Genomic DNA, 25571 nt, shown 5'->3' on the forward strand with positions numbered 1-25571 from the left:
AGTGATGCGCTGCAGAGCCGGGGCCCATGTCGCCAGATGTACGACCGTGATTCTGGGTCCCGGCTCGCGCTTCGCGCGTCCGGGACACGGGGGCCATGTTTTCGACGCGCGGCGATGCTATTGCTTAGCACATGCTCGAAACCGTCCACCGCCCATCGCAGCAGCTCGCAGTGCCCAACCAACTCGCCGATGAGTTCGGCGAGACGTTGCGGCTGGCTGTGCCGATGATGCTGACGCAGCTCGGGCAGATCGCGATGATGACGACCGACCTCGCGCTGATCGGCCGGCTCGGCGAGGACGCGGTGGCGGCTGCGGCGCTGGCGCACACAGTCTACTTCATCAGCTTCACTTTTGGCCTCGGCCTGGTCGCCGCAGTGGCGCCGCTGGCGGCACAGGCATTTGGTGCCGGAGATCCCCAACGCATCCGGCGCTCCCTTCGCGTCGGGCTGTGGGTGGCGCTGTTGATCTCGCTGCCGATGATGGCTTCGCCGCTCTACGGCGAGGAGATCCTGCTGGCGCTCGGACAGACGCCGCATTCGGCCGCGCTTGCGCAGCGCTATCTGTTCGGGCTCGCCTGGGGCATCGCGCCGGCACTCGGCTTCATTGCGCTGCGCGGGTTCATGGGCGCGGTGAACCGGCCGCAGCCGCCGCTGTGGATCACCTTTGCCGCGATCCCCGCCAATGCGGTGCTGGTCTATCTGCTGATCCACGGCCTGTTCGGCCTGCCGCAGCTCGGCCTGCTTGGCGCGGGGCTCGCGACCACGCTGGTCAATTTCGGCACGTTCTTCGCCGCGCTGGCCATTGCCGCGTTTCGAAAGCCGTTTTCGGACTATCATCCGCTCGTCCGTCTCTGGCAGGTCGACTGGCCCTTGATGCGCGAGCTGCTCAGCATCGGCGCGCCGATCTCGTTCGCGCTGCTGATGGAATACGGGATGTTCTCCTCAGCCGCGCTACTGATGGGACTGATCAGCACCACCGCGCTTGCCGCCCACCAGGTCGCACTCCAGGTCACCGCCGTCTTGTTCATGATCCCGCTCGGCATCGGCATGGCGGCGACGGTGCGGGTCGGACACGCTTTCGGCCGCAACGAGCCGGCGGCAGTGAAGCGCGCGGGGCTCGTCGCGGCGCTGCTCGGAATCGCGCTCGTCGCGGCGCTAACGCTTGCCATCGTGATCGGACGATTTGCGCTCGCGCGGCTGTTCTTCGGCGGTGGCGAGACGAGCTCGGAAACGATCGAGCTGACCGCGACCCTGCTCCTGGTCGGTTCGACCTTCTTCATCGCCGACGGCCTGCAGACCATCATCGGCGGGGCGCTGCGCGGCCTCAACGACACCACGATGACGCTGGTGTTCGCCATCATCGGCTATTGGTGCGTCGGCTTCCCGACGGCCTGGCTGCTCGCCTTCAACGTCCATCTCGGCGCGGTCGGCGTCTGGATCGGGCTGTCGCTCGGGACCTTCGTCTATGCCGCCCTTCTGATCTTGCGCTTCCAGCGGCTGGCGCGCAGATTGGGGGCATGACGCCCGTCCGCGAAGTCACCCCCGAGGTCGACGCCGACGCACTGCTCGCCGGCGCACAGTTCATCGACGCCCATCGCGTTGCGATCGGCGGGAAGGTGCTCACCGCCCGCGAGGCCTGTGTCCGGATGGTGCTGCACGGGCCGCGCTGGATCGATACGCTGCTGCGCCTGCGCAACATCCTGGTGACGCCCTTCGGGCTCAAGACGTCGGGCGAAGGCGCGCCGGCGCCGGGCGGCTTGATCGGGCTGTTTCCGGTGGTCAGCGAAACGCCGGAGCGCCTCGTCGCCGGCTTCGACGACTATCATCTCGACTTCCGCATCGTGGTCGATGTCGCCGGCGATTCAACGCAGAAGCAGGTGACCTCGACCACGCTCGTGCGGACGCATAATCTCTTGGGCCGTACCTATCTCACGCTGATCATGCCGTTCCACAAGCTGGTGGTGCGCGGCATGATGGGGCGGATCGTGGAGCAGGCCTGACGACGCTGTCAGCGGGCCTCTAACTCCACGACCGTGAACCAGTTTCTCCGCGCAAGCGACTGAGACGTGACGGCCGGCAGCTATGCCGGCCTACGTTTTGCTCGCGTTCGGAGATCGCATGTATCTGGGAAAATTCTTCCATCGCCCGCCCGGAGATGACGATCGCGAGCTACTGCTGATCCTGGGCGGCGATCCCATGATCATCGGCATCTACATGCGCGAGGGACAGGACGGTTCGGACGAGTTTTTGCGCGAGACCTATTCGGACGCAATCGTAGCGATCTCGGCCTTCCGGCGCGAAGCGGCCAAGCTCGTCGACGCCGGCTATTTCGAGACCAGCCACACCAAATATACGCTGCGCAACCTCCTGCCTGATCCGCAAAAAAAGCCGGATTGGCAGAAGGGCATGGACGAACTGATGATGGCCGCGCTCAGCGCGCCGCTTGCCGAGCAGGCAAAGCATCTCAAGACGCTGAAGGGCACGCCGGCCGAGCACGAGCCGCTGTATTTGTGGCTTGCCGCTCATCACGGCCTCGCGGCGGATGCAGACGCGCAACAAACGCTCCGTTTTGCCGAACGGGCGCGCGATACGCTGGCCGCGCGACGTGCCGCCAAGCAACCGCATTACGCCTGGTCGATTTACGACAGCCAGCTGGAGGGGCGTATCCTCGAATCGCTCAGCGACGCTTTTGTGCGCGTGGGCAATCCATCCGCGGGGCTCGCGGCGATCGAGCGGGCCTGCAGGGTCGCAGCAAACCACGCGCGCATCCTGCAGCGCGCCGTCATCCTCTGCGTTTATTTTCCGGAGCGCGCGGAGGACGCCTTCGACGATGCCTATCGCTGGTCGCGCTATGGCGGCTATGAGGACATCATGGCGCTGCCCGGCTACGCGGCGTACGAGGCGGGGCGGAAAGCGGGCGCAAATGGACAATGGCGCTGGAAGGCTGCCGAAGCTGCGCGCGAGGAGGAAGTCCGCAAGGCGGAAGCCGAGCTTGGCCTTCAGCTGCCGGACGACTATCGCAAATTTCTCCTGACGCGCGGCGAAACCGAGCTCTTGGTAAGGCTCCCCGAGCACTCCGCCGAGCTGCGCTTCCATCGGCCTGCGGATCTCGCCACCGAGCGCAACAACATTCTCGACTTCGTCTCTTTCTCGGACGCAGAGAGACTCGAGAAAGCCGTGATCCATTTCCGTGAGGAATACGGCGTCTCGTTACGGCACCTGCTGCCCGTGGCCGAGCCGGCACAGGCCAGCCGTTGTCTTCTGCTCCACCTCGAACCGGGCGAACGCTACGGCTGGTGCTATCGCTGGGATCATGACGGCGCCTGGGAGCTGGAGACGCCGGCACCGAGTTTTGACGCCGCACTCGCCGCACTCACCGGCGGAATAGAGCAGCGCGACAAGCCGACCCTCGGCTTTCTCAACATCTATCTCGATTGATCCGCGACCCGCGCCGGCTTGTCGGCCGCCGCTTCCGACCACTCGCCGATGACGCGATCGAGATCGCAGAGATTCTGGTGCATCTGCTCCAGCGAGAAGCCGAGCGCGAAGAAGCGCTCCGCAGTATCGCCGGGCTGGCCACGGATCAGGCCGTCACGGCGGACGGCGGCGACCGCATCGGCGTAGTTCTGGACCGCGACGTGCACAGGATGGATCGGCGGCGCGCCGGCGCCGGAGCGCAACGCCGCGGCTGCCGAACGCAAAAACTGCGCGACGACAGTACCGACCTCCGACAGGGGCCCGGCGAGCCTGATCTGCACATCGGCCGGCAGCGGCACCACGGTGGCGCGGCCGATCATCACGACGTCGTGGCGCAGCCGCAGGACGGTTCGCAGCAGGGGACCGGTGTCGGGCCCGCTCGACAGGCGCGCCGCGCGCTCGCGCTCGGCCTCGGCACCGGTGGTGTTGAGGCCCACCATCGCGGTGCCGATGCCGTCCTGGATCCGATGCAGCGCGTCGTTGTCGCGGCCGCGCGTCAGGCCGGCCAGCAGTTCGGTGAAGGCATCGGCGATCAGCTCGAGCAGGCGCGCAGCGCCGGCACGAATCTGCCGGATCGCACGCGACGGCAGCACCAGGAAAGAGACAAGCAGCCCCGTGATCGCGCCGACCGCGACCTCGCTGACGCGATCGATCGCCGAGGTCATGGGATCGGAATGATGCATGGTGGGAACCAGAAGCACGATTACGGCGGTCACCGTCGCCGCGCTGAGACTCGGATTGATCGCGGCGATGAAGGCGAGCGGGGCGACCGACAGGACCAGAAGCCCCAACAGCCCGGCTTCGCTGGAATAGGGGATCAGGATCGCAATGGCGCCACCATAGATGGCGCCGCCGATCGTGCCGAGCATGTAGTCGCGCGTCGCCTTCAGCGAGCGCCCGACGCTCATCTGGGTCACGATCAGCGAGGTCAGGACCGCCCAGAGCGGCAGCAGCAGATGCAGCGCGGTCGCGATCACATAAGCAGCGGTTGCCGCGACCGTGACCCGGATCGCCAGCCCCAGTTGCGTCCTTCGCGACCGGACCTGGTCGTATAGCTGCCGTGCGAATGCCATCGTCGAATATCCCGATCCACGTAACCGGTCCAAAGCATAGCTGATACCCGCATCCGCCGGGCGGCTTGAAAGGGGAAATCCGCCCGCCTACCCTGCCGGCCAAAACGAGGAAACACGATGGCCCACGAAACCGCAACGCTCGCCGCCTACGTCGCCGATCTGAAATACGAGGATATTCCGGCCGAGGTGCTCGAGCGCGCAAAAGTGCTGACGCTCGACTTCCTCGGCAGCGCGATCCGTGCACGCCGCGAGGCGGAATCGACGCCGTCGCTGCTGAAGATGCTGGAAGCGCTGGCGCTCGACGGTAAAGGCGACTCCACGGTGTTCGGCGATGCCAAGACCTGGACGCCCGCGGTCGCCGCGCTGCTCAACGGCGCCCTCGGCCATTCCCTCGATTTCGACGACACGCATGCGGATTCCTCGCTGCATCCGAGCGCACCGGTGGTGCCGGCCGCGTTTGCGGTCGGCGAGATGGTCGGCGCCTCCGGGCGCGACGTGCTCACTGCGATCGTCGCGGGCTATGAGGTCTGCTGCCGGCTCGGCAACGCGCTCGACCCGACCTCGCACTATGCCCGCGGCTTCCATCCGACCGCGACCGCAGGCACCTATGGCGCGGCTGCCGCCGCCGCAAAGCTGTTCGGCCTCTCCGAGACGCAGATCATCTCCGCCTTCGGCGTCTCCGGCAGCCAGGCCGCGGGCTCGCTGCAATTTCTGCTCAACGGCGCCTGGAACAAGCGCTACCAGGTCGGCGCCGCCGCGATGAACGGCGTGATCGCGGCGACGCTGGCCCGCAATGATTTCATCGGCTCGACGGAATCGGTCGAGGGCAGGCATGGCTTGCTGGTCGGCTACACCGACGACGCACATCCGGACAAGGCCATTGCCGAGCTCGGCAAGAGCTATGAGACCATGAAGATCGGCGTCAAACCCTATCCGAGCTGCCGCTATACCCACGCCGCGATCGACGCGCTGATCGCGATGCGGCGCGAGCACAATCTGACGCCCGGGCAGGTCAAGCGCGTCGAGATCGGCCTGCACCGCAACGGCATCACGCTGACCGGCGATGCCGCGACCAAGCGGCACCCGCGCTCGATCGTCGGCGGCCAGTTCTCGATGTACTTCACCGGCGCGCTCGCCCTCGACCAGGGCAGCTTTGGCTGGGACGATTACAATCGGCTCGGCGATGCCGCGATCGATGCGCTCGCCGACAAATTCGACGTCGTGCAGGATTCGCGGCTGGAAGGCCGCGTCCATCCCTTCGGCGCACGCGTGAGCATCACCACCGACGACGGCGTGCACGAGCGGCTCTACGCCGATCCCTCGGGCGAGCCGAACTCATTCCCGGATGCGCAGGCGATGCAGCAGAAATTCTTGACGCTGGCCCGCCCCGTGCTGAACGCGCGCGCTGAGCAATTTGCGGATGCGATCCTGTCGCTGGAGCGATTCGATCGCGTGGCGAAGGCGACGCAGTTGGGGAGGCAGTGAGTCTCCGCCCCCTCTCCCCGTTCTTACGGGGCCGCGACGAGCTTCGTTCGCGCTGAGAGGGTTGGGGTGAGGGGTTCTCTCCGCGAGAGACCTGCCAGTTTAGTTCGCGGAAACAACCGCTCATCCGGCGCTTCGCGCCACCTTCTCCCACAAGGGGAGAAGGGAAGAAAGCGGTGCTAATTCGCGCCCGCCACCTTCGCCTCGTCATGCGTTGCCGCGACCACGTCGCGGACGAGGTCGAACACCCCGTCCACCTCCGGCGGCCAGTTCAGCGAGCGGCCGAGGCGCACGATCACCAACTGCTCCGATGGGATCACGATCGTGTACTGCCCGATCGTGCCCTTGGCGAAGAAGGCATCGCGCGGCCAGCCGTGGTCGACGCGAAACTTCGCGCCAAAGCTGTCGCCCTGATTGGTCCAGAAGCCGGCGCCGATGCCGACCCAGGCATTTGGCGTCGTCGCCGCCGAATAGTTCACCCAGCCCTCGGGCAGGATGCGCTTGCCGCCGGCAACGCCGTCATTGAGATAGAGCTGACCGAAGCGCGCCCAGTCGCGCGCGGACGCCAGCATTTCGCCGGAGCCCTCGATCGTGCCGGCGCCGTCGAGCTGAAGCGTGACGTTGACCATGCCGAGCGGCGCGAATAGTTCGCGGCGGGCGAAGCGGAGCGCATCTGCGGGCTTACCGCCGGCGGCATTGCGGATCAGCTGCGCGAGGATGACGAAGTTGCCGTCGTGATAATTCCAGGCCGTGCCCGGCGCGGTCGCAAGCGGCGCGCGCTCGGCAAAATTGGCCATATCATCTTCTGCGTATTTCATGGCGTTGACCGGCTCGAGCGCGGAGCCGAGCGAAGCCTCCAACGAACTACCGAGCGCAAGCCCAGCGGTGTGACGCAGCAACTGATCTACGGTGATGGCATGGCGCGGATCATCAGGATTTTGCCAGGCGGCGATTGGCGCGGGCCCATCGAGCTTCAGCTTACCCTGGCGCACGAGAATGCCTGTCAGCGCTGACATCACCGACTTCGTCATGGAGAAGCCGAGCAGCTGCGTCTCCGGCCCGACACCGTCAGCATAGCGCTCGGCGATAATGCGGCCGGCCTTCATGACGACGATCGCGCGGGTGCGGCGATAGGGCGGCTGCGCGGGCTCGGTGAAGGCGCGGTCGAGCGCGGCTGTCAGCCCCTCGCTTTGCGGCGACACAATTCCCGGGCCGGCAATCTGCGGCAGCAGCGCGGGCTGCTTGTCATCGAGCGGTAGCGCAACATCGGCGATACCATGGCCGTGCTCGAGCGTGCAGCCGAGCCCCTCGCGATAGACGGCATGGCTGCGGCCGATGCCGAACAGCGACACCGTCACGTCCTTGCGCGCGCGATCGACCTGAAGATCCATCGCCCAGGTCAGGAGACCCGCGCCCGGCATCGCATCGGTGGTCTCGGCGAGGTTACGCTGGGGATCGAGGCCGGAGACGAATGTCTCCGAGCAGAGCGTGTCGGCGATGAAGCCGGTGGCAACCTTGGGCACGTCACGCGCCCGCGCCGCGCCGAGCGCGAGGCCGGCACAGGCAATGGCGGTGGTAGCGAGGATGATCTTGCGGCGTCGGGTCACGGGCTTTCTCCGGCTTCGGGGCGAGTGCCGGAGAGGGAGCCGGATACGGGCGGGAAGCGCTCGCCGGATTTGGAAAACGACCTTGTTGAAATTGATCGAGGCTGGTCGATTTCGGAATTATTTAGGTATTTCAATTGATTATAATGGCTCTGTCGCCCGGTCGCGATGCGCTCCCTCGCCCCGTTCTTACGGGGAGAGGTTAAGAGAACTCAGGCCGCATCGGCCTTGAGCCGGCGATATTCCGTCGGCGTCACGCCGGTGACCGCCTTGAAGGCGCGGTTGAAGGGGCCGAGCGACTGGAAGCCGGCGTCCATCGCGATGGTGATGACGGGAACCTCGGCCTGGGCGGGATCGGCGAGCGCAGCCTTGGCTTCCTCGATCCGGTGGTTGTTCAGGAACACATTGAAGTTGCGATAGCCGAGCCGCTGGTTGATCAGCCGGCGCAACCGGTATTCCGGGATCTTCAGCCGGCCCGCCAGCACGCCGATGGTGATGTTCTCCTGGCGGTAGATCCGCTCGTCCGCCATCAGCCGCATCAGGGCGTCGATCAGCTTCTGGTCGGCGGCGTCTTCAGTAGCTTGCGGGCTGAAAATGACCGCCGGTGCGGCCTCCGCGGCGACCGGAAACAGATCGGCGGCATCGACGCGCATCATGGCGTAGGCGATGACCGCGACGATGCAGGTGAGCACGCCGGCATTGATCGTATCGGCGGCATCGCCGACGCGGTAACCCGCGACGGAGATCTGAAGCAGCGCATTCACCCCGCCATAGAGCGCGCCGGCACAGACGATGAAGACGCGAACGCGGCGGCGGCGCTCGACCAGGTCGGCCGGCCACGAGGCGATCGTCTGCCCAATCGCAAGCGCGATGAAGCCGAGCACGATCAGGTTGACCACCGTCACCGAGAACCGCACGTGGCCGCCAGGCGCAATCCAGACGCAGCCTGCGAAGCTGAACGCCGTCACCAGCGCCCAGACCCATCCGTGCCACCAGCTTAAGCGAAACTCGTCGTCGAACAGCGCGCGCGTGAACAGCCAGAACACCACGATGTTGCCGGTCGATAGCGCAACCAGCGGCGCATGCGATGCCGGGATCCGCGACGTGACACCAACCGAATAGCTCACCGCATGCGCGGCCAAGCCCAGTGCGAGAGCAGCACCGAGCCGCCCCGCCAGCACGTTGCGAAAATCTGAGAGCAGCGACGCGGCCAGCACCAGCAGCAAAGCGACGCTGGCAGCGCGGAAGGCGAGTTCTGTTGCGGCAAGGGTCATCGGGCGACGTGAACGCGGTCTCGGTTGAAATCAGCCGAACATCGTTCGTTGAGCCGGCTTTTTCAAGGACCATCCGCATCCACAGCTGTCATCGCCCGGCTTGATGTTTAGACCGGACGATCCAGTATTCCGAGACGGCAGTGATTGAACCGATGGGCCGCGGCGTACTGGATGCCCCGCCTTCGCGGAGCATGACAGCGAGTATACGGCGGTGGCGCCCGCACAACATTTAGCCTCGGCCTTTGTCGCGACGGCAATGTGAAATCCTGCTACGATCGGCCCAAGAAACTCGAGAAACTCAACTCAAGAAGGAACCCGTCATGAGCTGGATGCCCGACAACGATCCCGTGCTCGGCGATCCCAAAACATGCGATGCGCTCGATCTCGTCATCGTGCCGCGCACCCGCGATCTCGGCGATGGATTTGAAGTCCGCCGCGCGCTGCCGCATGGCAAGCGGCAGATGGTCGGGCCATTCATCTTCTTCGATCATTTCGGCCCGGTGCAGTTCGTCTCCGGAAAGGGCATGGACGTGCGGCCGCATCCGCATATCGGCCTTGCCACCGTCACCTATCTGTTCGACGGCGCGATCATGCATCGCGACAGCGAGGGCAACATCCAGGAGATCCAGCCCGGCGCGATGAACCTGATGACCGCAGGCCGCGGCATCGCGCATTCCGAGCGCACGCCGGATACTGAGCGCGCCTCGGGTCAGAAAATGCTGGGCTTGCAAAGCTGGATCGCGCTGCCGGCGGCCTCGGAAGAAATCGCACCCTCGTTCCAGCACTACGCCGCCGGCGACCTGCCGATGATCTCCGAGCGCGATTTCACCGCGCGCGTGATCGCCGGCTCTGCGTTCGGCATCACCTCGCCGGTGTCGATGGTCTCGCCCTGGTTCTATACCGAGGTGACTGCGGCGGAAGGCGCGCGCGTGCCACTCGACCCCGATCACGAGGAGCGCGCGGTCTATGTCGTCGATGGCGAGGTCGAGATCGCCAATGAACGATATGAGGGACCGCGCCTGCTGATCTTCCGGCCCGGCGACCGCATCACCGTGACGGCCGTGAGGCCGACGCGGATGATGTTTCTCGGCGGCGATGCCCTGGAGGGACCGCGCCACATCTGGTGGAATTTCGTCTCCTCCAGCAAGGAGCGGATCGAGCAGGCCAAGCAGGACTGGAAAACCGGCCGCTTTGCGGCGGTTCCGCAGGAACACGAGTTCATTCCGCTGCCGGAATAGGCTATCCCGACTTAAGCTGCGCTGTCGCGCGGCACCAAGATCTCCTGCCTGAAAGCCCTGCCGATGACCACCATGCTGACCAGCGACCTGCCGCTCCCCAAGATCGGACGCGGCAAGGTGCGCGATATCTACGCCGTCGATGACGACCGCCTGTTGCTCGTCACCACCGACCGCATCAGCGCCTTCGACGTCGTAATGGGCGAGACCATCCCGATGAAGGGCGCGGTGCTGACCCAGATCAGCGCCTTCTGGTTCAATGAGCTCGAAGGCGTGGTGCCGCATCACGTCATCAGCGCCAACACGGATGAGATCATCGCAGCCGTGCCGGCGCTGAAAGCCCACCGCGCCGACATCCTCGGCCGCGCCATGCTGTGCAAGCGCACCACGGTGTTTCCGATCGAATGCGTGATCCGCGGCTACATCTCCGGCTCCGCCTGGAAGGAATACGCGGCCTCCGGCACGCTCGCCGGCGAAAAGCTGCCGGCAGGCCTCGTCGAGAGCGAGAAGTTGAACCCTGCGATCTTCAGCCCGGCGACCAAGGCCGAGACCGGCCATGACGAGAACATCACGATCGCGAGGATGCGCGAGATCGTGGGCGACGAGGTCGCCCATACGCTGGAGAGCATGACGCGCGCGATCTACACGCTCGGCGAGGAGCTGGCGCGCAAGCAGGGCATCATCATCGCGGACACCAAGTTCGAGTTCGGCCGCGACAAGGACGGTCGCATCATCCTGATCGACGAGGTGATGACGCCGGACTCATCGCGCTTCTGGGCGGTCGACGCCTACAAGCCGGGCCAGCCACAGGCCAGCTTCGACAAGCAGCCGTTGCGCGACTACCTCGATGTCGAACGCCGCGCCGGCCGCTGGAACGGCGACGCCCCGCCTCCGCCGCTGCCGGCAAGCGTCGTCGAGGCGACGAGCAAGAGGTATTTGGAAGCGTATCGGCGGGTGACGGGAAGCGATCTCGCCATCTGAGTTTGACTTCCGTCTCGTGAGATTTACGCCACCAAGCCCTGCGATAAGGCAACTGGCGTGACCCATTGCGGTGCGTCGGGACAATAGCTCCCGGCGCCGATCTCCAATATGATACTGGGCGTCATTGGCTCTCCGAGCACGACAGAGCGTGCCTCCGATGAAGCGACTCCTATCGCAATCGCTACGGCCGCCGCTTGCACCTAGCGCAAGCGGCTTCGGTTGCACGCCTCTCCAGACCAGCGCGAGGAAGACCTCCAGGGACCGCGCAACGGCCCCTGGACAGCGAAAGCGCATGTGGAAGACAGCAATGGAGAAGAAACATGACACGTATATTGGCGACAAGAATTGCAATAGCAGTCTCGACCTTCGCCTGCGCCGCGTTGTTCTCCTTCGCCTGGTCTGAGGAGCACGGCGTCTCGATGTCGGTCGACAGCGCGCAGGCGCGGGTCGGTCGCCCGCTAACTCCCGTAAGCGCTGCCGGCGTGGCGCGTCGACAGACGCGGCGAGCCACATACGGATACGGTGCCGCCGCAGTCGGGGCGGGCGCCGCAGCAGTTGGCACAGCCGCCGCAGTCGGCACGGCCGCCGCGGTTGCTGCAACATCACCGGGATGGGGGACCGCACCCTATACGGGTACGGGCTACTACGGGGGTAACAGTCCCTACGCGTCTTACGCCTACTCGCCAGAGGACTGGCGCAGGCGAAACGGCATGGTCTGCGAACCCGGTACGCTGACCAAGATGGACGACGGCCGGATGTATCGCTGTCAGTAAGGCCGCAAACGTATGAGCGGGAGGCGGCTTTCGAGCTGTCTCCTGCACCTTGCACCTCTGCCAGAAGACGCGCGCGCCCCGCAACCACGAGCGAGCCCTTCTGTAATTCCTCGGCTCCATCGATCCCGATCAAGCCGGGATCGCCGGCGCGAGCGTCGAATGCCGGTTAGATGCCGGACATCATCACGTATTTGATCTCGACATATTCCTCCATGCCGTGATGCGAGCCCTCGCGGCCGAGACCACTCTCCTTCACGCCGCCAAAGGGCGCGACTTCCGTCGTGATCAGGCCGGTGTTGACGCCGACCATGCCCGACTCCAGCGCCTCGGCAACGCGCCAGACGCGGCCGAGGTCGCGGGAATAGAAGTAGGAGGCGAGGCCGAACGGCGAGTTGTTGCACATCGCGATCACCTCGGCTTCGTCCTTGAAACGGAACACCGGCGCGAGCGGGCCGAAGGTTTCTTCATGCGCAACGAGTGCGTCCGGCTTGACGTTGGCGAGCACCGTCGGCTCGAAGAAGCTGCCGCCGAGCGCATGGCGCTTACCGCCGGTGACGATCTTGGCGCCGCCCTTCACCGCGTCCGCAATGTGCTTCTCGACCTTGTCGACCGCTTCCAAGTTGATCAGCGGGCCCTGCACCACGCCGGCCTCGGTGCCGTCGCCGATCTTCATTGCAGCGACCTTCTTGGAAAGCTTCTCGACGAACTCGTCGTAGATCTTGTCCTGGGCATAGAGCCTGTTGGCGCAGACGCAGGTCTGGCCCATGTTGCGATATTTCGAGACGATCGCGCCCTCGACCGCGGCGTCGATATCGGCATCGTCGAACACCACGAAGGGCGCGTTGCCGCCAAGCTCGAGGCCGAGCTTCTTCACACCGACTGAGGCTTGCTGATAAAGAATCTTGCCGACCTCGGTCGAGCCGGTGAAGCCGACGAAACGCACGGCGGGATGCTCGCACAGCACCTTGCCGATCGCCGACGAATTGCCGGTGAGGATGTTGAACACGCCCTTCGGCACGCCGGCCTTTTCGGCGAGCGCGACCAGCGCAAGCGCCGTCAGCGGCGTTTCATTCGCGGGCTTCAGCACCACGGTGCAGCCGGCCGCGAGCGCAGGCGAGACCTTGCGGGTGATCATGGAGCAGGGAAAGTTCCACGGTGTGATCGCGCCGCAGACTCCGATCGGCTGCTTGATCGCAAGCAGGCGCGCATCGGGGCGCTGCGTCGGGATGGTCTCGCCATAGACGCGACGTGCTTCCTCCGCGAAAAATTCGACATAGGCGCCACCGATATCGACCTCGCCGAGCGCCTCGGTCAGCGGCTTGCCCTGCTCCGAGGTGAGGATCAGTGCCAGATCTTCGCGATTGGCCGCAATCAATTCGAACCATTTGCGCAGGATATTGGAGCGCTGTTTTGCCGTCAGCTTGGCCCAGGCCGGAAACGCGCGCTCGGCGGCTTCCACCGCCTGCGTGGTCTCCGCCGTGCTCAAAACCGGGATTTTGGCGAGCTCGACACCGTTCGCCGGATTCGTCACCGGCCGCGACGCCGTGCCGACCCAGGCGCCGTCGATGTAGCAGGCCTCGCGCAGCAGCGAAGGATCCTTGAGACGGTCGCGCAGGGTTGAGGTGGCTTGCGGGGCGCGTGCGGCAGCGGTCGGGGTCATGACGTTGCTCCTGGACTCAGATTGGCCCGGAATATAGGGGCATGTGGCGCATAATGCACCGCCCCGCAACGCAAGTCTGCTTCAAGCTGATCCGGGGGTCGACGCTGCCTTAGGCCGCGCCGCTCATATAGGTCTCGCGGCGGCCGATCATGCGCTCGGCGGCCGCCTTCGCGTCGGCCTTGGTCGAGGTCGCGCAGGTCCGGTATTCGAGATCCGGCACGGCCTTGGTGTCGCGGCGACCGAACCAGGACTTTGCGCCGACCGGCAGCAGCGCGAGCGCCTGCGCCAGATTGTCGACAGCTCCGAAGGAATATAGCGCGCCGGTGCCGGCAATCCGGACTTCGTAAATGCCTGGCGAAATCGGCGCCTCGAGGTTCTCACCCCGTCCGGCACGGGGATAGCGCCTCCATTCACTCCAGGTCGAAATCATTCCAAGCCCCCAGCATTTGCATCAAATCTTTGGCCGCCACGTCGATTTGGCCGTGTTCTGAACGCCTTAGTGCACAATATGTTTCAGAGCAGTATGCCCGAAGCATATCGCCTGATGCCCCGCGAGGTCACGGCGAAGTGCGGTCATCCACCGCAGATTGTGACGAGGTGTTGCCGTTTCGTCCGCTTGTCGTCCTTCGCGGGTGACCCGCCGTCAAGTCACGACATCGCGAACGCCGCAGGGGTTGAGATGCTTGCCGCACGTGGTTCGCAGGAGGACAATCGATCACTTCCAACAATAATCAAACCGGAGGAAATGCGCATGCAAAGCAAAGCCCAGATCGATCAGGTTCTGCGCCAGAAGAGCGATGCGAAGGAGATTCCCGGTGTCGTCGCCATCGCCGCGAGCGGCAACGACGTGCTCTATCAGGGCGCGTTCGGCAAGCGCGACTTGTCCAAGCCCGATGCGATGACGCTCGACAGCGTGTTCTGGATCGCCTCGATGACGAAGGCGGTCACCGCGGCCGGTGCGATGCAGCTGGTCGAACAGGGCAAGCTGTCGCTGGATGCGCCGATCGGAAAGCTCTTGCCCGATCTCGCCGCGCCCCAGGTGCTCGAAGGCTTTGACGCCAAGGGCGAGCCGAAGCTGCGGCCGGCGAAGGGAGCGATCACGCTGCGCCAGCTCATGACCCACACCGCCGGTTTTACCTACAACGTGTGGAACGGCGACTGCGCGCAATATCTGGAGAAGACCGGAACCCCGAACATCTTCTCCTGCCAGAACGTCGCGCTGAAGACGCCGATCATGTCCGATCCCGGCACGCGCTGGGAGTATGGCATCAACATCGACTTCGTCGGCAAGGCGGTGGAAGCCGCGAGCGGCAAGCGTCTCGATGCCTATCTGCGCGACCACATGTTCAAGCCACTCGGCATGAACGATACCGGCTTCAAGATCACCGACAACATGCGCCAGCGGCTGGTCGCCACGCATGCACGCGGCGACGATGGATCGCTGGCGCCGATCCCGTTCGAGATCGAACAGAATCCGGAATTCCACATGGGCGGCGGCGGCCTTTACGGCACTGCCGGCGACTACATCAAGTTCACCCAGATGATCCTCAACAAGGGCCGCGGCAACGGCAACCAGCTGCTGAAGCCCGAGACGGTCGCGCTGATGGGCCAGAACCACATCGGCGATCTCACCATTGGCAAGATGACGACGGTGGCGCCCATGTACACCAACGATGTCGATCTCTTCCCCGACATCGTGAAGAAGTGGGGGCTCTCCTTCCTGATCAATACCGCCAAGACGCCGGAAGGCCGCAGCGCCGGCAGCCTCGCCTGGGCCGGTCTCGCCAACACATATTTCTGGATCGACCCGGCTCGCGATGTTTCCGGCGTGATCCTGATGCAGCTGTTGCCGTTCGTCGACGCCAAGTGCCTGGAGGCCTTCGCCGGCTTCGAGCGGGGCGTCTATGCCGGGCTCGATGCAAGCGGGCAGAGGGCCGCCTAGCCGTTTAGTATGAGGCGCGCCTTGTCGCCCGCTCATGACAGGATGTACCGTGCCCCGAAGGCTTCGCCCTCGGGGCACGTGGCCATCATGAACCAGGCTGGAGGACACGACCTTGGCAGACAAAGCTGGAAGCTACGTTAGTGGCATCTCCGACACGCCGCTGCTCGGCGACACCATCGGCCGAAGTCTCGACCTTGCCGTGCGGCGCTGGGGCGATCGCGAGGCACTGGTCTCGCCGAGCCACGGCGTGCGATGGACCTGGAAGGAGTTTGCCGAACAGGTCGACGCGCTTGCCGCCGGCTTCCTCGCGCTTGGCCTTGAGCGCGGCGCGCGGATCGGCATCTGGTCGCTGAACCGCCCGGAATGGGCGCTGACCCAGTTCGCGGCCGCCAAGGCAGGACTGATCCTGGTGACGATCAATCCCGCCTATCGCCTGAGCGAGCTGGAATTCGCGCTTCACAAAGTCGGCTGCGCGGCGATCGTCACCGCGACGGCCTTCAAGACCAGCAACTACATGGAGATGCTCAACACGCTGCTGCCGGAGCTTGCCAGCGCCAGGCCCGGGCAATTGCACGCGGCGCGGCTCCCTAATTTGCGCACCGTCATCCAGATCGGCGGTCCCGCCGCATCAGGCACGATCCCGTTCGAGGAGGTCGCGCGCATGGGTGGCGCCCGTCACCGGGAACAGCTGGCGGCGCTCGGCGCGTCCCTGCAGTTCGACGATCCCGTCAACATCCAGTTCACCAGCGGCACGACCGGCTCGCCCAAGGGCGTGACGCTCACCCATCACAACATCCTCAACAACGGCTATTTCACCGGACGCGCGATGCGCCTGACCGAGACGGATCGCATCTGCATCCCGGTGCCGCTGTATCACTGCTTCGGCATGGTGATGGGCAACCTCGCCTCCGTCACGCTCGGCGCGGCCATGGTCTACCCCGGCGAGGGCTTTGATCCGCTCGTGACACTGCGCACGATCGAGCAGGAGAAGTGCACCGCGGTCTATGGCGTGCCGACCATGTTCATCGCGGAGCTCGATCACCCCGAGTTCTCGACCTTCAATCTGACATCGCTGCGCACCGGCATCATGGCGGGGGCGCCGTGTCCGATCGAGGTGATGAAGCGCGTCAACACCGAGATGAACATGCGGGAGGTGACGATCGCCTACGGCATGACCGAGACCAGCCCGGTCAGCTTCCAGAGCGCGGTCGATGATCCGCTCGAACGCCGCGTCTCCACCGTCGGACGCATTCATCCGCATGTCGAGGTCAAGGTCGTCGATCTCGACGGCAAGATCGTCAAGCGCGGCGAACGCGGCGAGCTCTGCACCCGCGGCTACAGCGTCATGCTGGGCTATTGGGAAGACAAGGAGAAGACCGCCGACGTGCTCGACGCCAACGGCTGGATGCACACCGGCGACCTCGCCACCATCGACGACGAGGGCTATTGCAACATCGTCGGCCGCATCAAGGACATGGTGATCCGCGGTGGCGAGAACCTCTATCCGCGCGAGATCGAGGAATTCCTCTATCGCCACCCCAAGATCCAGGACGTGCAGATCTTTGGCGTGGCGGATACGCGCTATGGCGAGGAGCTCTGCGCCTGGATCCGCGTCAGGTCAGGTGAGAAGCTCACGACTGAGGAGGTCCGCGCCTTCTGCGAGGGCCAGATCGCCCACAACAAGATCCCGCGCTACGTCGAATTCGTCGACGAATTCCCGATGACCGTGACGGGCAAGATCCAGAAGTTCCTGATGCGGGATGCCGTGGAGAAACGACTCGGGCTGAAGGCGGCGAAGACGGCGTGAGAGGAAAGTAGCTTCTCGCGAGCCGACGCTCATTCATTGACGTCGTCCTGGCGAAAGCCAGGACCCATTACCCCAAGAGGCTGCTGCTACGGACGCTCGGGCCCGATCGAGTCCAACAACGACCTGCGGGGGTAATGGGTCCTGGATCGGCGCTCGCTCCGCTCGCTTGTCCAGGACGACGTGCTGCAATTTGGCTCGGAACGCGCGACGGCGCAGCTACACCGTCAGCCCGCGCTGCTGCGCCAGCTCCTTCAGCGACACAAGCGGGCGGGCGCCGATGTGCTGGATCACTTCGGCGGCAGCGAGTGCGCCGAGCTGGCCGCACTGCTTGTAGGAGAGATCCCGCGCGAGACCGAACAGGAAGCCGGCAGCGAAGAGATCGCCGGCGCCGGTGGTATCGACGAGCCTGTCGATCGGCGAGGCCGGCACCGCGACGGCGTCTTCGGACGACACCACCATGCAGCCCTTCTCGCTGCGCGTGACCACGCCGAGATTGACGTCGTTGCGCAATTGCTTGAGCGCTGCGTCGAAGTCCGAGGTCATGTAGAGCGAATGCAGCTCGGACTCGTTGGCAAACACGATATCAACCGTGCCGTTCTTCATCAGCGACAGGAACTCGTCGCGATAGCGGTCGACGCAGAACGAATCCGACAGTGTCAGCGCCACCCTGCGGCCCGCATCGTGCGCAATCTTCGCTGCCTTGAGGAAAGCATCCTTGGCGTTCTTGGGGTCCCAGAGATAGCCCTCGAGATAGACGATGCGCGCGGCCGCGATCTCGGCCGGATCGATGTCGGCGGGCGACAGGTCCTGCGCCGCGCCGAGATAGGTGTTCATGGTGCGCTCGCCATCCGCCGTCACCAGGATGTAGGAGCAGCCGGTGGCCGGACCGTCGTTGGCGGCCGGTGTGTCGAAGGCAACACCGGCAGCGCGGATGTCGTGCACATAGAGCTTGCCGATCTGGTCGTCCTTGACCTTGCCGACATAGGACGCCCGCGCCCCCAGGCTCGCAACACCGACGATGGTGTTGGCAGCCGAGCCGCCCGACACTTCCGTGGCCGGACCCATATCTTTGTAGATCGCGGCGGCGCGCGCCTCATCGATCAGGGACATGCTGCCCTTGGTCATGCCATGCTTGGCGAGAAAAGCCTCGTCGGCCCGGACCAGCACGTCGAACAGTGCGTTGCCGATCCCCAAGACGTCATATTTGGCGTCATATTTCGCGTCAGCCATTCACTTTGATCCCGTTGCCCGATTGCGGTTGCGCGGAAAATCCGCTTCCTATCAGCTCGAAAACTTGGCTCGCGGCCTATCACGTTAGGCCCCGCACGAGCAAGCAACGAAGGGTTATCTTTTGACGCGGTTTCTTCACGCGAACCGGGACCACTTCGCTCGAAAACGCTGTGGTATGCAGGCCCGATGATCCGCTCATTCCTGACCGTCTCGACGGGAACATTGGCCTCGCGGCTGTTGGGCTTTGCCCGCGATTCCCTGATCGCGGCGCTGCTCGGGACCGGTGCCGTGGCGGACGCATTTCTCGCCGCGTTCCAGCTCGTCAACGTGGTGCGCCGGCTGCTCAGCGAAGGCGCGCTCAATGCGGCGCTGGTCCCGGCCTGGCTTGGCATCCGTGAGCGCGACGGCGAACAGGCCGCGGCGGCCTTCGCCGGCCGCGTGCTGGGAACGATCAGTGCGGCGCTGATCGGAGCCTCGATCGTGATCGCGCTCGTGATGCCGCTGATCATCACCATCATCGCGCCTGGGTTCGCCGGAAGCGACACGCGCGATCTTGCGGTGGCAAACGCCCGGCTGATGCTGCCCTACCTCGCCTTCGCCGGACCGGTCACGGTGCTGATGGGACTGCTCAACGCGCAGGGCCGCTTTGCGCTCACCGCGTTCTCCCCGCTGCTGTTCAACATCGCGCTGATCGCCGCCATCGCAGCTCTCCTGCTGGGACACGCCGATGCCCTCTTCGCCGCATGGATGCTGGCTGCGACCGTCGGCATCGCCGGCCTCTTGCAACTGTTGATGCTGGGCTCGCAGCGCAGCGCGCGCCTCGCAACGCCCTTGCGCGTGACATTCGACAAGGAGACGCGCGGCTTCTTCGGCAAGGCTATCCCCGGCATGATCGCAAGCTCGGGGCCGCAATGGCTGATGGTGGCCGGCGCCATCATCGCCTCCGCGACGCCGTCCGCAGTCTCCTGGCTCTATTTCGCCAACCGCCTGATCGAATTGCCGCTCGGCATCGTCGGCGTCGCCATGGGCACCGTGCTGGTGCCGGAGCTAACGCGCGCGACCGGCAGCGGCGACCGCGGCGCCGTGGCGCATGCCGAATCGCGCGCGCTGGAGCTCGCCGCAGGTCTCGCGCTGCCGGCGACCCTCGGCCTGATCGTGCTGGCCGAGCCGATCGTGCGGCTGCTGTTCCAGCACGGCGCGTTCGGCGCAAGCGACAGTGCGGCCACCGCACGCGCGCTGATGGCGCTGGCGCTCGGCCTGCCCGCCCATGTGCTGATCAAGGCGCTGTCGCCGGCCTTTTTCGCGCGCGGCGACACCATCGCGCCGCTGATCGCGACCGCAAAAGGATTTGTGGTCGCCGTGGCGCTCGCGGTGGTGCTGGGCCATCTCTTCGGCGCGACGGGCATTGCAGCCAGCATCGCCAGCGGCGCCTGGAGCAGCGCGCTCTCGCTGCTCCGGAAAGGGGTGGGCGAATTCGGCTTCTCGGTCGACGCCGCCGCCCGCAAGCGGCTGCCGCGGATCGCGCTCGCGGCGCTCGCCATGGGCGCCCTGCTCTGGCTCGCGACCGCCATCACACCCGCCGGCGGCCACACCCTGCTCGGACTGATCGTTCTCGGCCTCCAGATCGCAGGCGGCCTGGTGGCCTATGGCCTGCTCCTGAAACTGTTCGGCATTGCCTCCTGGCGCGAGGTGCGTGCCGCCTTGAGGCGGCCGGCGCATCAGGACCAGGGCGCGTGAGAAGCAGCGAATTACACTTGACGGAGCAGCGCCGCTGTTGGAAACGACGGCCCGTACCTTCCAGGAAAGCTTGCCAGGAAAGCTGCCATGCCATTCGTTGAACGGGTTTTTTCGGGCGTCCAGCCGACGGGCAATCTGCACCTCGGCAACTATCTCGGCGCGATCGTCAACTTCGTGAAGATGCAGGAAACGCACAACTGCATCTATTGCGTCGTCGACATGCACGCGATCACGCAAGGCGTGGACGTCTGGGGCGGACCGGCGGAGCTCGCGCGCAACACGCGCGAGGTGACCGCGGCGTTCATCGCGGCCGGCGTCGATCCGAAGAAGCACATCGTCTTCAACCAGAGCCAGGTCGCCGGCCACGCCGAGCTCGCCTGGATCTTCAACTGCGTCGCGCGCATGGGCTGGCTCAACCGCATGACCCAGTTCAAGGAGAAGGCCGGCAAGGACCGCGAGAACGCCTCCGTCGGCCTCTACGACTATCCCGTGCTGATGGCGGCCGACATCCTGCTTTATCGCGCCACGCACGTTCCGGTCGGCGAGGACCAGAAGCAGCATCTCGAGCTCTCGCGCGACATCGCGCAGAAGTTCAACAACGATTTTGGCGATTCGATCCGCAGCCACGGTTTTGGCGACGGCCTGTTCTTCCCGCTGCCGGAGCCGCTGATCACGGGACCGGCGACGCGCGTGATGAGCTTGCGCGACGGCACCAAGAAAATGTCGAAGTCGGACGCGTCGGACTATTCGCGCATCAATTTGACCGACGATGCCGACACCATCGCGCAGAAGGTCCGCAAGGCAAAGACCGATCCGGAGCCGCTGCCGACGGAGGAGAAGGGCCTGGAAGCGCGCCCCGAGGCGGACAATCTCGTCGGCATCTTCGCCGCGCTGTCGGGCCGGGCGAAAGCCGACGTGCTGCGCGATTTCGGCGGCGGCCAGTTCTCCAGCTTCAAGAATGCGCTGGTCGATCTCTGCGTCACAAAGCTGGCCCCGATCGCCGGCGAGATGAAGGGCCTGGTCGCCGACCCCGGTCACATCGACGCCATCCTGAACGACGGCGCCGACCGCGCGCGCGCGATTGCGGACGAGACCATGGCGCTCTCCAAGGACATCGTCGGCTTCATCCGCAAGCGCTGATTGTTGCGCCTGCGAAGTCTGGCCGACGCCCGCGGCGCCGGCCAACGTCCCTCTCCCAAAGACAAAGGGAGTGTGGCAGCATGCCGAGCGCGAACACGCCGGGACATGCATGAGCAGCAAGCGACGATGCTTCGAGCCGGGTCACAAGCCGAAATGCCTTGTCATCGTTGACGACACCGCCGAATGGGATCGCGCGGTCTATTACGCCAGCCGTTGGGCGATTCGCGCCGACGGCGGCGTGGTGATGCTGCGCATCATTGAGACCGAGGACCAGAACCAGCAATGGCTGGGAGTCGCCGACATCATGCGCGCCGAGGCGCAGGAGGCGGCTGGTGCCGCGCTCGACCGCGCCGCCGGCCGCGCCAACGGTATCGCCGCCATCACGCCGGAGCGTGTGATCCGGGAGGGCGCCCCGATGGAACAATTGCTCGATGTCATCGACCAGGACCCTGATATCGCGATGCTGGTGCTCGCCGCCAATCCCGGCGCCGAGGGACCGGGTCCGCTCGTCGCGCTGCTCGCCAATGCGGTCGGCACGTTCCCCATCCCGGTGACGATCATCTCGGGCGAACTGAGCGACCCCGAGGTCGACGCGCTGTCGTAGTGCGCGGCTGTTACCCCTCCCCTTCTTACCCTCCCCTGGAGGGGGAGGGTCGCTTCGCATGCAGCGAAGCGGAATGCGGAGCGGGGTGGGGTGACAGTCTCTCCGCGTCGAACACCGCCCGAATAGAGAGATCACCCCACCCCGCTCGCGCTCCGCGCGATCGACCCTCCCCCTCCAGGGGAGGGTAAGTGGGAGCGTTCCTAACCCGCTGATCCCGCAGCGAAACCTCCCACCCGCCCCTTGACCGTGCGTTTGGCGTCGCCATCTGGTACTGAGAGCTCACGCGCCGGCCTTGAACCGGCGACGTCCGGAGAAACCCATGTTCATTCAAACCGAAGCCACCCCCAATCCCGCCACGTTGAAGTTCATTCCCGGCCGCGTCGTGTCCGACGGCGGCCCCATGGAATTCGCCTCGCGTGAGGCCGCCGCCCGTTCGCCGCTGGCCGAAAGGTTGTTCGACGTGCCCGGCGTCACCAGCGTGTTCTACGGCAGCGACTTCATCACCGTGACCAAGGCGAGCGGTGAGTGGCAGCAGCTCAAGCCCGCGATCCTCGGCGCCATCATGGAGCACTACATGTCCGGCGCGCCGCTGCTCGCCGATGGCGTCGCCGCTGGCCACGACGACCTCGACGACGAAGACGAATTTTTCGACGAGGCGGATGCCGAGACGGTCGACATGATCAAGGATCTGATCGAGACCCGCGTGCGGCCCGCGGTCGCCAATGACGGCGGCGACATCACCTTCCGCGGTTTCAAGGACGGCGTCGTCTACCTCAACATGAAGGGCGCCTGCTCCGGCTGCCCGTCGTCGACCGCGACGCTCCAGCACGGCATCCAGAACCTGCTGAAGCATTTCGTGCCCGACGTGGTCGAAGTCCGGCCGATGTGATCAAGGTATCGTAGGGTGGGCAAAGGCGCACTTGCGCCGTGCCCACCGTCCAAGGTGAAATAGCAGTGGTGGGCACGCTTCGCTTTGCCCACCCTACGAAGTGCGGCGATATAAGGGGGCTGCGAGGAGTGAGTGACGAATGGCGAATAGGCGCCTGGTTCGCTAAACTATTCGCTATTCGCCACTCGCCATTCGCTTTTTCATGCTGATCCTTGCCATCGATACTGCGCTCGACGCCTGCGCCGCAGCGATACTCGACACAGAGACCGCCGAGCTGCTCGCGCAGGAATCGCTGCCGATGAAGCGCGGGCATGCGGAAGCGCTGATGCCGCTGATCGCCCGGGTGATGCAATCGGCCGAGCTCGGCTTCACCGCGCTCGACCGCATCGCGGTCACCACCGGACCCGGCAGCTTCACGGGCCTGCGCGTCGGCATCTCGGCCGCGCGCGGACTTGCACTCGCCGCCGGCAAGCCGGCGGTGGGGCTGACGACGCTGTCGGCCTATGCTGCTGCCATCGTCAGCCAGAACAGGCCGGCGCCCGTCATCTCCGCGATCGATGCGCGGCATGATCATGTCTATTTCCAGATCGTCGCCGGCGACGGCAACCAGCTCGTCCGGCCACGAGTTGCCGGCATCGATGAGGCGATCGCCGCCTCGCAGTTTGGCGCTCCGCACCTGGTCGGCAATGCCGCCAAGATTCTCGCCGATCGCTGGCCGAAGGACGCAGCCCCACCGGTCGCCGTCGACCCACAGGCCGCGCCCGACATCAATTGGGTGGCGTGGCTGGGTGCGGCTGCAGATCCCGATACCACGCCGGCGCGTCCGTTCTATTTGCGGGCGCCCGATGCGAAACCGGCCGCCATTCCGCCGCTCGCAGCACACGCCGCAACCTCATGATGAATTGGCTCGCCGGATGGTGGCGCGGCGGCAGCGCCGTCGTCGAGGGCGCGACCGCGCGCGACGCTGCGCGACTCGCAGAGCTGCATGGCGCATCCTTTGCGCGCGGCTGGGGCGAGGGCGAATTCGAAAGCATGATGAGCGAGCGCAACACGCTGGTGCATCGCTTGCGATTGGGCCGCAAGACGATTGGTTTTGCGGTCTCGCGGATGGGCGCGGACGAGGCGGAAATCCTCTCCATTGCCGTCGACCAGGCCTATCGCGGCCGCGGGCTCTCCCGCGCGCTGCTCTTGACCCATCTCGGCCACCTCGCCGGTCGCGGCGTGCGCACTATATTTCTCGAAGTCGAGGAAAATAACCGGCCGGCCCGGGCGCTCTACGACGGCATCGGATTCATGGTGGTCGGGCGCCGCGAACACTACTATAAGCAGGCGAACGGGGAACAATTGAACGCACTTCTGATGCGACGTGACTTGTCGTAACATCGATTGAACAAAGCGCCCGCCAGGCAGACAACCCTATGACCGTGCTCAAACATTCTTCCGCGACCAAGGCGACCGGCATTGAGGCGCGCTGTGCCGCGACCGGCATGCGCATGACCGAGCAGCGCCGCGTCATCGCCCGCGTGCTCGCGGAAGCCGTGGATCATCCTGATGTCGAGGAACTCTACCGGCGCTGCGTCGCCGTCGACGACAAGATCTCGATCTCGACCGTCTATCGCACCGTAAAACTGTTCGAGGATGCCGGCATCATCGAGCGCCATGATTTCCGCGAGGGCCGCGCGCGCTACGAGCAGATGCGCGACAGCCATCACGACCACCTCATCAATCTGCGCGACGGCAAGGTGATCGAGTTCACCTCCGAAGAGATCGAGAAGCTGCAGGCGGAGATCGCCCGCAAGCTCGGCTACAAGCTGGTCGACCACCGGCTCGAGCTCTATTGCGTCCCGCTCGACGACGACAAGCCCCAGAACTAGTGGCGGTGGATCTCATCATCTTCGATTGCGACGGCGTGCTCGTCGACAGCGAGGTGATTTCCTGTCGCGCGCATGCGGACGTGCTGACGCGCCACGGCTACCCGATCACGCCGGCGCAGGTGCTGGTCCGCTTCCTCGGCGTATCCGAACGAGACGCGCGGCTGATGGTCGAACAGGAAATCGGCCGCAATCTCCCCGACGATCTGGAACATCAGGTAAATGCGGCCACGCTGCAATTTTACGCCAGCGATCTGCAGGCAATCACCCATGTGGCCGGAGCGATCGGCGCAATCGATCTGCCAAAATGTGTCGCCTCGAGCGGCACGCCGGACAAGATCCGCCACGGTCTGACTTGCACCGGGCTTTACGACCAGCTTGCGCCGCATATTTTCTCCGCCGCGCAGGTCGCACGCGGCAAGCCCGCGCCCGATCTGTTTCTGTTCGCCGCGAGGCAGATGACAGCCGCGCCCGAACGGTGCCTGGTGATCGAGGACAGCGTACCCGGGGTCACTGGTGCCCGTGCCGCCGGAATGACCGTGCTCGGTTTTCACGGCGGTAGCCACTGCCCACCGGGTCACGCCGCTAGGTTGCGCGCGGCCGGCGCCGAATTGACGTTCGATGACATGCGGCAGTTGCCGGAGCTGGTCCGGCGGGTCGCGGCGGACGCCCTGCCGGGCTGATTTCGCCCTTCTGGGCGCATGAACCCGGAATCCAAAGGTTTTGGGTCGAGATTTCGGCTTCGCTCGCTCTGCGAGCGCCCCGGAATGACCTCTTTGAGGGTTCAATCGCT

General features: G+C 65.2%; 23 protein-coding genes. 17 read left to right on the top strand and 6 right to left on the bottom strand.

Features of this window, described 5'->3' with window-relative positions; translation table 11 throughout:
* Nucleotides 1–131: 131 nt before the first annotated feature.
* The 3 genes from NLM33_RS29040 to NLM33_RS29050 all read left to right on the top strand — a co-directional run bounded on the left by NLM33_RS29040 (nucleotide 132) and on the right by NLM33_RS29050 (nucleotide 3437).
* The gene (locus tag NLM33_RS29040) at nucleotides 132–1520 is read left to right on the top strand and encodes an MATE family efflux transporter (protein ID WP_254101230.1); all 1389 of its coding nucleotides are present in this window, start codon (nucleotides 132–134) and stop codon (nucleotides 1518–1520) included.
* Nucleotides 1517–1999 (top strand): DUF2867 domain-containing protein, encoded by a 483-nt coding sequence (locus tag NLM33_RS29045; protein WP_254101232.1) that lies wholly within the window; start codon nucleotides 1517–1519, stop codon nucleotides 1997–1999. Before NLM33_RS29040 ends, NLM33_RS29045 begins: the two co-directional genes overlap by 4 nt.
* A 118-nt stretch (nucleotides 2000–2117) precedes the next feature.
* Nucleotides 2118–3437: an SMI1/KNR4 family protein gene (locus NLM33_RS29050; RefSeq protein ID WP_254101234.1), complete on the top strand. Its 1320-nt coding sequence runs from the start codon at nucleotides 2118–2120 to the stop codon at nucleotides 3435–3437.
* Here the strand turns inward: NLM33_RS29050 and NLM33_RS29055 are convergent.
* Nucleotides 3425–4549: an aromatic acid exporter family protein gene (locus NLM33_RS29055; protein WP_254101236.1), complete on the bottom strand. Its 1125-nt coding sequence runs from the start codon at nucleotides 4547–4549 to the stop codon at nucleotides 3425–3427. The two genes, NLM33_RS29050 and NLM33_RS29055, sit on opposite strands and share 13 nt — an antisense overlap.
* A 117-nt stretch (nucleotides 4550–4666) precedes the next feature.
* Between NLM33_RS29055 and NLM33_RS29060 the strand changes: the two genes are divergently transcribed.
* Nucleotides 4667–6034, top strand: coding sequence for an MmgE/PrpD family protein (locus NLM33_RS29060; RefSeq protein ID WP_254101238.1), 1368 nt, complete (start codon nucleotides 4667–4669; stop codon nucleotides 6032–6034).
* Nucleotides 6035–6210: 176 nt separating this feature from the next.
* Here the strand turns inward: NLM33_RS29060 and NLM33_RS29065 are convergent, their stop codons facing one another.
* Both NLM33_RS29065 and NLM33_RS29070 read right to left on the bottom strand, forming a co-directional pair.
* Entirely contained in the window at nucleotides 6211–7638 is a 1428-nt protein-coding gene (locus tag NLM33_RS29065) for a serine hydrolase (RefSeq protein WP_254101240.1), read from the bottom strand.
* A gap of 209 nt (nucleotides 7639–7847) precedes the next feature.
* The gene (locus NLM33_RS29070) at nucleotides 7848–8909 is read right to left on the bottom strand and encodes a helix-turn-helix domain-containing protein (protein ID WP_254101242.1); all 1062 of its coding nucleotides are present in this window, start codon (nucleotides 8907–8909) and stop codon (nucleotides 7848–7850) included.
* A gap of 320 nt (nucleotides 8910–9229) precedes the next feature.
* On the opposite strand from NLM33_RS29070, the gene NLM33_RS29075 reads away from it, so the two are divergent.
* The 3 genes from NLM33_RS29075 to NLM33_RS29085 all read left to right on the top strand — a co-directional run bounded on the left by NLM33_RS29075 (nucleotide 9230) and on the right by NLM33_RS29085 (nucleotide 11898).
* A complete protein-coding gene (locus NLM33_RS29075; protein ID WP_254101244.1) occupies nucleotides 9230–10147 on the top strand; it encodes a pirin family protein in 918 nt (305 codons plus the stop codon).
* Between the two features lie 63 nt (nucleotides 10148–10210).
* The gene (locus NLM33_RS29080) at nucleotides 10211–11125 is read left to right on the top strand and encodes a phosphoribosylaminoimidazolesuccinocarboxamide synthase (protein ID WP_254101246.1); all 915 of its coding nucleotides are present in this window, start codon (nucleotides 10211–10213) and stop codon (nucleotides 11123–11125) included.
* 320 nt (nucleotides 11126–11445) lie between these two features.
* Complete coding sequence (locus NLM33_RS29085; RefSeq protein WP_254101248.1) at nucleotides 11446–11898, top strand: hypothetical protein; 453 nt, start codon at nucleotides 11446–11448, stop codon at nucleotides 11896–11898.
* A gap of 166 nt (nucleotides 11899–12064) precedes the next feature.
* Here the strand turns inward: NLM33_RS29085 and NLM33_RS29090 are convergent, their stop codons facing one another.
* Nucleotides 12065–13558, bottom strand: coding sequence for an NAD-dependent succinate-semialdehyde dehydrogenase (locus NLM33_RS29090; protein ID WP_254101250.1), 1494 nt, complete (start codon nucleotides 13556–13558; stop codon nucleotides 12065–12067).
* A 109-nt stretch (nucleotides 13559–13667) separates the two neighbouring features.
* Complete coding sequence (locus NLM33_RS29095) at nucleotides 13668–13988, bottom strand: hypothetical protein (RefSeq protein WP_254101252.1); 321 nt, start codon at nucleotides 13986–13988, stop codon at nucleotides 13668–13670.
* A gap of 321 nt (nucleotides 13989–14309) precedes the next feature.
* Here NLM33_RS29095 and NLM33_RS29100 point away from each other — a divergent pair, with 321 nt between their 5' ends.
* Nucleotides 14310–15500 (top strand): serine hydrolase, encoded by a 1191-nt coding sequence (locus NLM33_RS29100; protein ID WP_254101254.1) that lies wholly within the window; start codon nucleotides 14310–14312, stop codon nucleotides 15498–15500.
* 112 nt (nucleotides 15501–15612) lie between these two features.
* Nucleotides 15613–17307, top strand: a complete 1695-nt coding sequence (locus NLM33_RS29105) for an AMP-binding protein (RefSeq protein ID WP_254101256.1) — start codon at nucleotides 15613–15615, stop codon at nucleotides 17305–17307.
* A 216-nt stretch (nucleotides 17308–17523) separates the two neighbouring features.
* Here the strand turns inward: NLM33_RS29105 and NLM33_RS29110 are convergent, their stop codons facing one another.
* Complete coding sequence (locus tag NLM33_RS29110) at nucleotides 17524–18537, bottom strand: adenosine kinase (protein ID WP_254101258.1); 1014 nt, start codon at nucleotides 18535–18537, stop codon at nucleotides 17524–17526.
* Nucleotides 18538–18723: 186 nt separating this feature from the next.
* Here NLM33_RS29110 and murJ point away from each other — a divergent pair, with 186 nt between their 5' ends.
* From murJ to NLM33_RS29150, 8 genes are all read left to right on the top strand, one after another.
* Nucleotides 18724–20274, top strand: coding sequence for a murein biosynthesis integral membrane protein MurJ (murJ, locus tag NLM33_RS29115; protein ID WP_254101260.1), 1551 nt, complete (start codon nucleotides 18724–18726; stop codon nucleotides 20272–20274).
* Between the two features lie 87 nt (nucleotides 20275–20361).
* Nucleotides 20362–21414 carry a tryptophan--tRNA ligase gene (gene trpS / locus NLM33_RS29120; RefSeq protein WP_254101262.1) on the top strand — a complete coding sequence of 351 codons (1053 nt, stop codon included), beginning with the start codon at nucleotides 20362–20364 and terminating at the stop codon, nucleotides 21412–21414.
* A gap of 109 nt (nucleotides 21415–21523) precedes the next feature.
* On the top strand, nucleotides 21524–22018 hold the full coding sequence (locus NLM33_RS29125) for a universal stress protein (RefSeq protein WP_254101264.1): 495 nt from the start codon (nucleotides 21524–21526) through the stop codon (nucleotides 22016–22018).
* Between the two features lie 319 nt (nucleotides 22019–22337).
* Entirely contained in the window at nucleotides 22338–22907 is a 570-nt protein-coding gene (locus NLM33_RS29130) for a NifU family protein (protein WP_254101266.1), read from the top strand.
* A 202-nt stretch (nucleotides 22908–23109) separates the two neighbouring features.
* A complete protein-coding gene (tsaB, locus tag NLM33_RS29135) occupies nucleotides 23110–23805 on the top strand; it encodes a tRNA (adenosine(37)-N6)-threonylcarbamoyltransferase complex dimerization subunit type 1 TsaB (RefSeq protein ID WP_254101268.1) in 696 nt (231 codons plus the stop codon).
* The gene (rimI, locus tag NLM33_RS29140) at nucleotides 23802–24287 is read left to right on the top strand and encodes a ribosomal protein S18-alanine N-acetyltransferase (protein ID WP_254101270.1); all 486 of its coding nucleotides are present in this window, start codon (nucleotides 23802–23804) and stop codon (nucleotides 24285–24287) included. The genes tsaB and rimI overlap by 4 nt, the downstream gene beginning before the upstream one ends.
* Before the next feature lie 38 nt (nucleotides 24288–24325).
* Entirely contained in the window at nucleotides 24326–24781 is a 456-nt protein-coding gene (locus tag NLM33_RS29145) for a Fur family transcriptional regulator (protein WP_254101272.1), read from the top strand.
* Nucleotides 24781–25461 carry an HAD family hydrolase gene (locus NLM33_RS29150; RefSeq protein ID WP_254101274.1) on the top strand — a complete coding sequence of 227 codons (681 nt, stop codon included), beginning with the start codon at nucleotides 24781–24783 and terminating at the stop codon, nucleotides 25459–25461. The genes NLM33_RS29145 and NLM33_RS29150 overlap by 1 nt, the downstream gene beginning before the upstream one ends.
* The last annotated feature ends 110 nt before the right edge of the window (nucleotides 25462–25571 follow it).

This window comes from Bradyrhizobium sp. CCGUVB1N3 (assembly GCF_024199925.1).
Lineage (GTDB): Bacteria > Pseudomonadota > Alphaproteobacteria > Rhizobiales > Xanthobacteraceae > Bradyrhizobium.

What these genes read in the sequence shown, in the direction of transcription:
- NLM33_RS29040 (WP_254101230.1), top strand. Translation starts at nt 132, where the DNA reads ATGCTCGAAACCGTCCACCGCCCATCGCAGCAGCTCGCAGTGCCCAAC.
- NLM33_RS29045 (WP_254101232.1), top strand. Translation starts at nt 1,517, where the DNA reads ATGACGCCCGTCCGCGAAGTCACCCCCGAGGTCGACGCCGACGCACTG.
- NLM33_RS29050 (WP_254101234.1), top strand. Translation starts at nt 2,118, where the DNA reads ATGTATCTGGGAAAATTCTTCCATCGCCCGCCCGGAGATGACGATCGC.
- NLM33_RS29055 (WP_254101236.1), bottom strand. Translation starts at nt 4,549, where the DNA reads ATGGCATTCGCACGGCAGCTATACGACCAGGTCCGGTCGCGAAGGACG.
- NLM33_RS29060 (WP_254101238.1), top strand. Translation starts at nt 4,667, where the DNA reads ATGGCCCACGAAACCGCAACGCTCGCCGCCTACGTCGCCGATCTGAAA.
- NLM33_RS29070 (WP_254101242.1), bottom strand. Translation starts at nt 8,909, where the DNA reads ATGACCCTTGCCGCAACAGAACTCGCCTTCCGCGCTGCCAGCGTCGCT.
- NLM33_RS29075 (WP_254101244.1), top strand. Translation starts at nt 9,230, where the DNA reads ATGAGCTGGATGCCCGACAACGATCCCGTGCTCGGCGATCCCAAAACA.
- NLM33_RS29080 (WP_254101246.1), top strand. Translation starts at nt 10,211, where the DNA reads ATGACCACCATGCTGACCAGCGACCTGCCGCTCCCCAAGATCGGACGC.
- NLM33_RS29085 (WP_254101248.1), top strand. Translation starts at nt 11,446, where the DNA reads ATGACACGTATATTGGCGACAAGAATTGCAATAGCAGTCTCGACCTTC.
- NLM33_RS29090 (WP_254101250.1), bottom strand. Translation starts at nt 13,558, where the DNA reads ATGACCCCGACCGCTGCCGCACGCGCCCCGCAAGCCACCTCAACCCTG.
- NLM33_RS29095 (WP_254101252.1), bottom strand. Translation starts at nt 13,988, where the DNA reads ATGATTTCGACCTGGAGTGAATGGAGGCGCTATCCCCGTGCCGGACGG.
- NLM33_RS29100 (WP_254101254.1), top strand. Translation starts at nt 14,310, where the DNA reads ATGCAAAGCAAAGCCCAGATCGATCAGGTTCTGCGCCAGAAGAGCGAT.
- NLM33_RS29110 (WP_254101258.1), bottom strand. Translation starts at nt 18,537, where the DNA reads ATGGCTGACGCGAAATATGACGCCAAATATGACGTCTTGGGGATCGGC.
- murJ (WP_254101260.1), top strand. Translation starts at nt 18,724, where the DNA reads ATGATCCGCTCATTCCTGACCGTCTCGACGGGAACATTGGCCTCGCGG.
- trpS (WP_254101262.1), top strand. Translation starts at nt 20,362, where the DNA reads ATGCCATTCGTTGAACGGGTTTTTTCGGGCGTCCAGCCGACGGGCAAT.
- NLM33_RS29125 (WP_254101264.1), top strand. Translation starts at nt 21,524, where the DNA reads ATGAGCAGCAAGCGACGATGCTTCGAGCCGGGTCACAAGCCGAAATGC.
- NLM33_RS29130 (WP_254101266.1), top strand. Translation starts at nt 22,338, where the DNA reads ATGTTCATTCAAACCGAAGCCACCCCCAATCCCGCCACGTTGAAGTTC.
- tsaB (WP_254101268.1), top strand. Translation starts at nt 23,110, where the DNA reads ATGCTGATCCTTGCCATCGATACTGCGCTCGACGCCTGCGCCGCAGCG.
- rimI (WP_254101270.1), top strand. Translation starts at nt 23,802, where the DNA reads ATGATGAATTGGCTCGCCGGATGGTGGCGCGGCGGCAGCGCCGTCGTC.
- NLM33_RS29145 (WP_254101272.1), top strand. Translation starts at nt 24,326, where the DNA reads ATGACCGTGCTCAAACATTCTTCCGCGACCAAGGCGACCGGCATTGAG.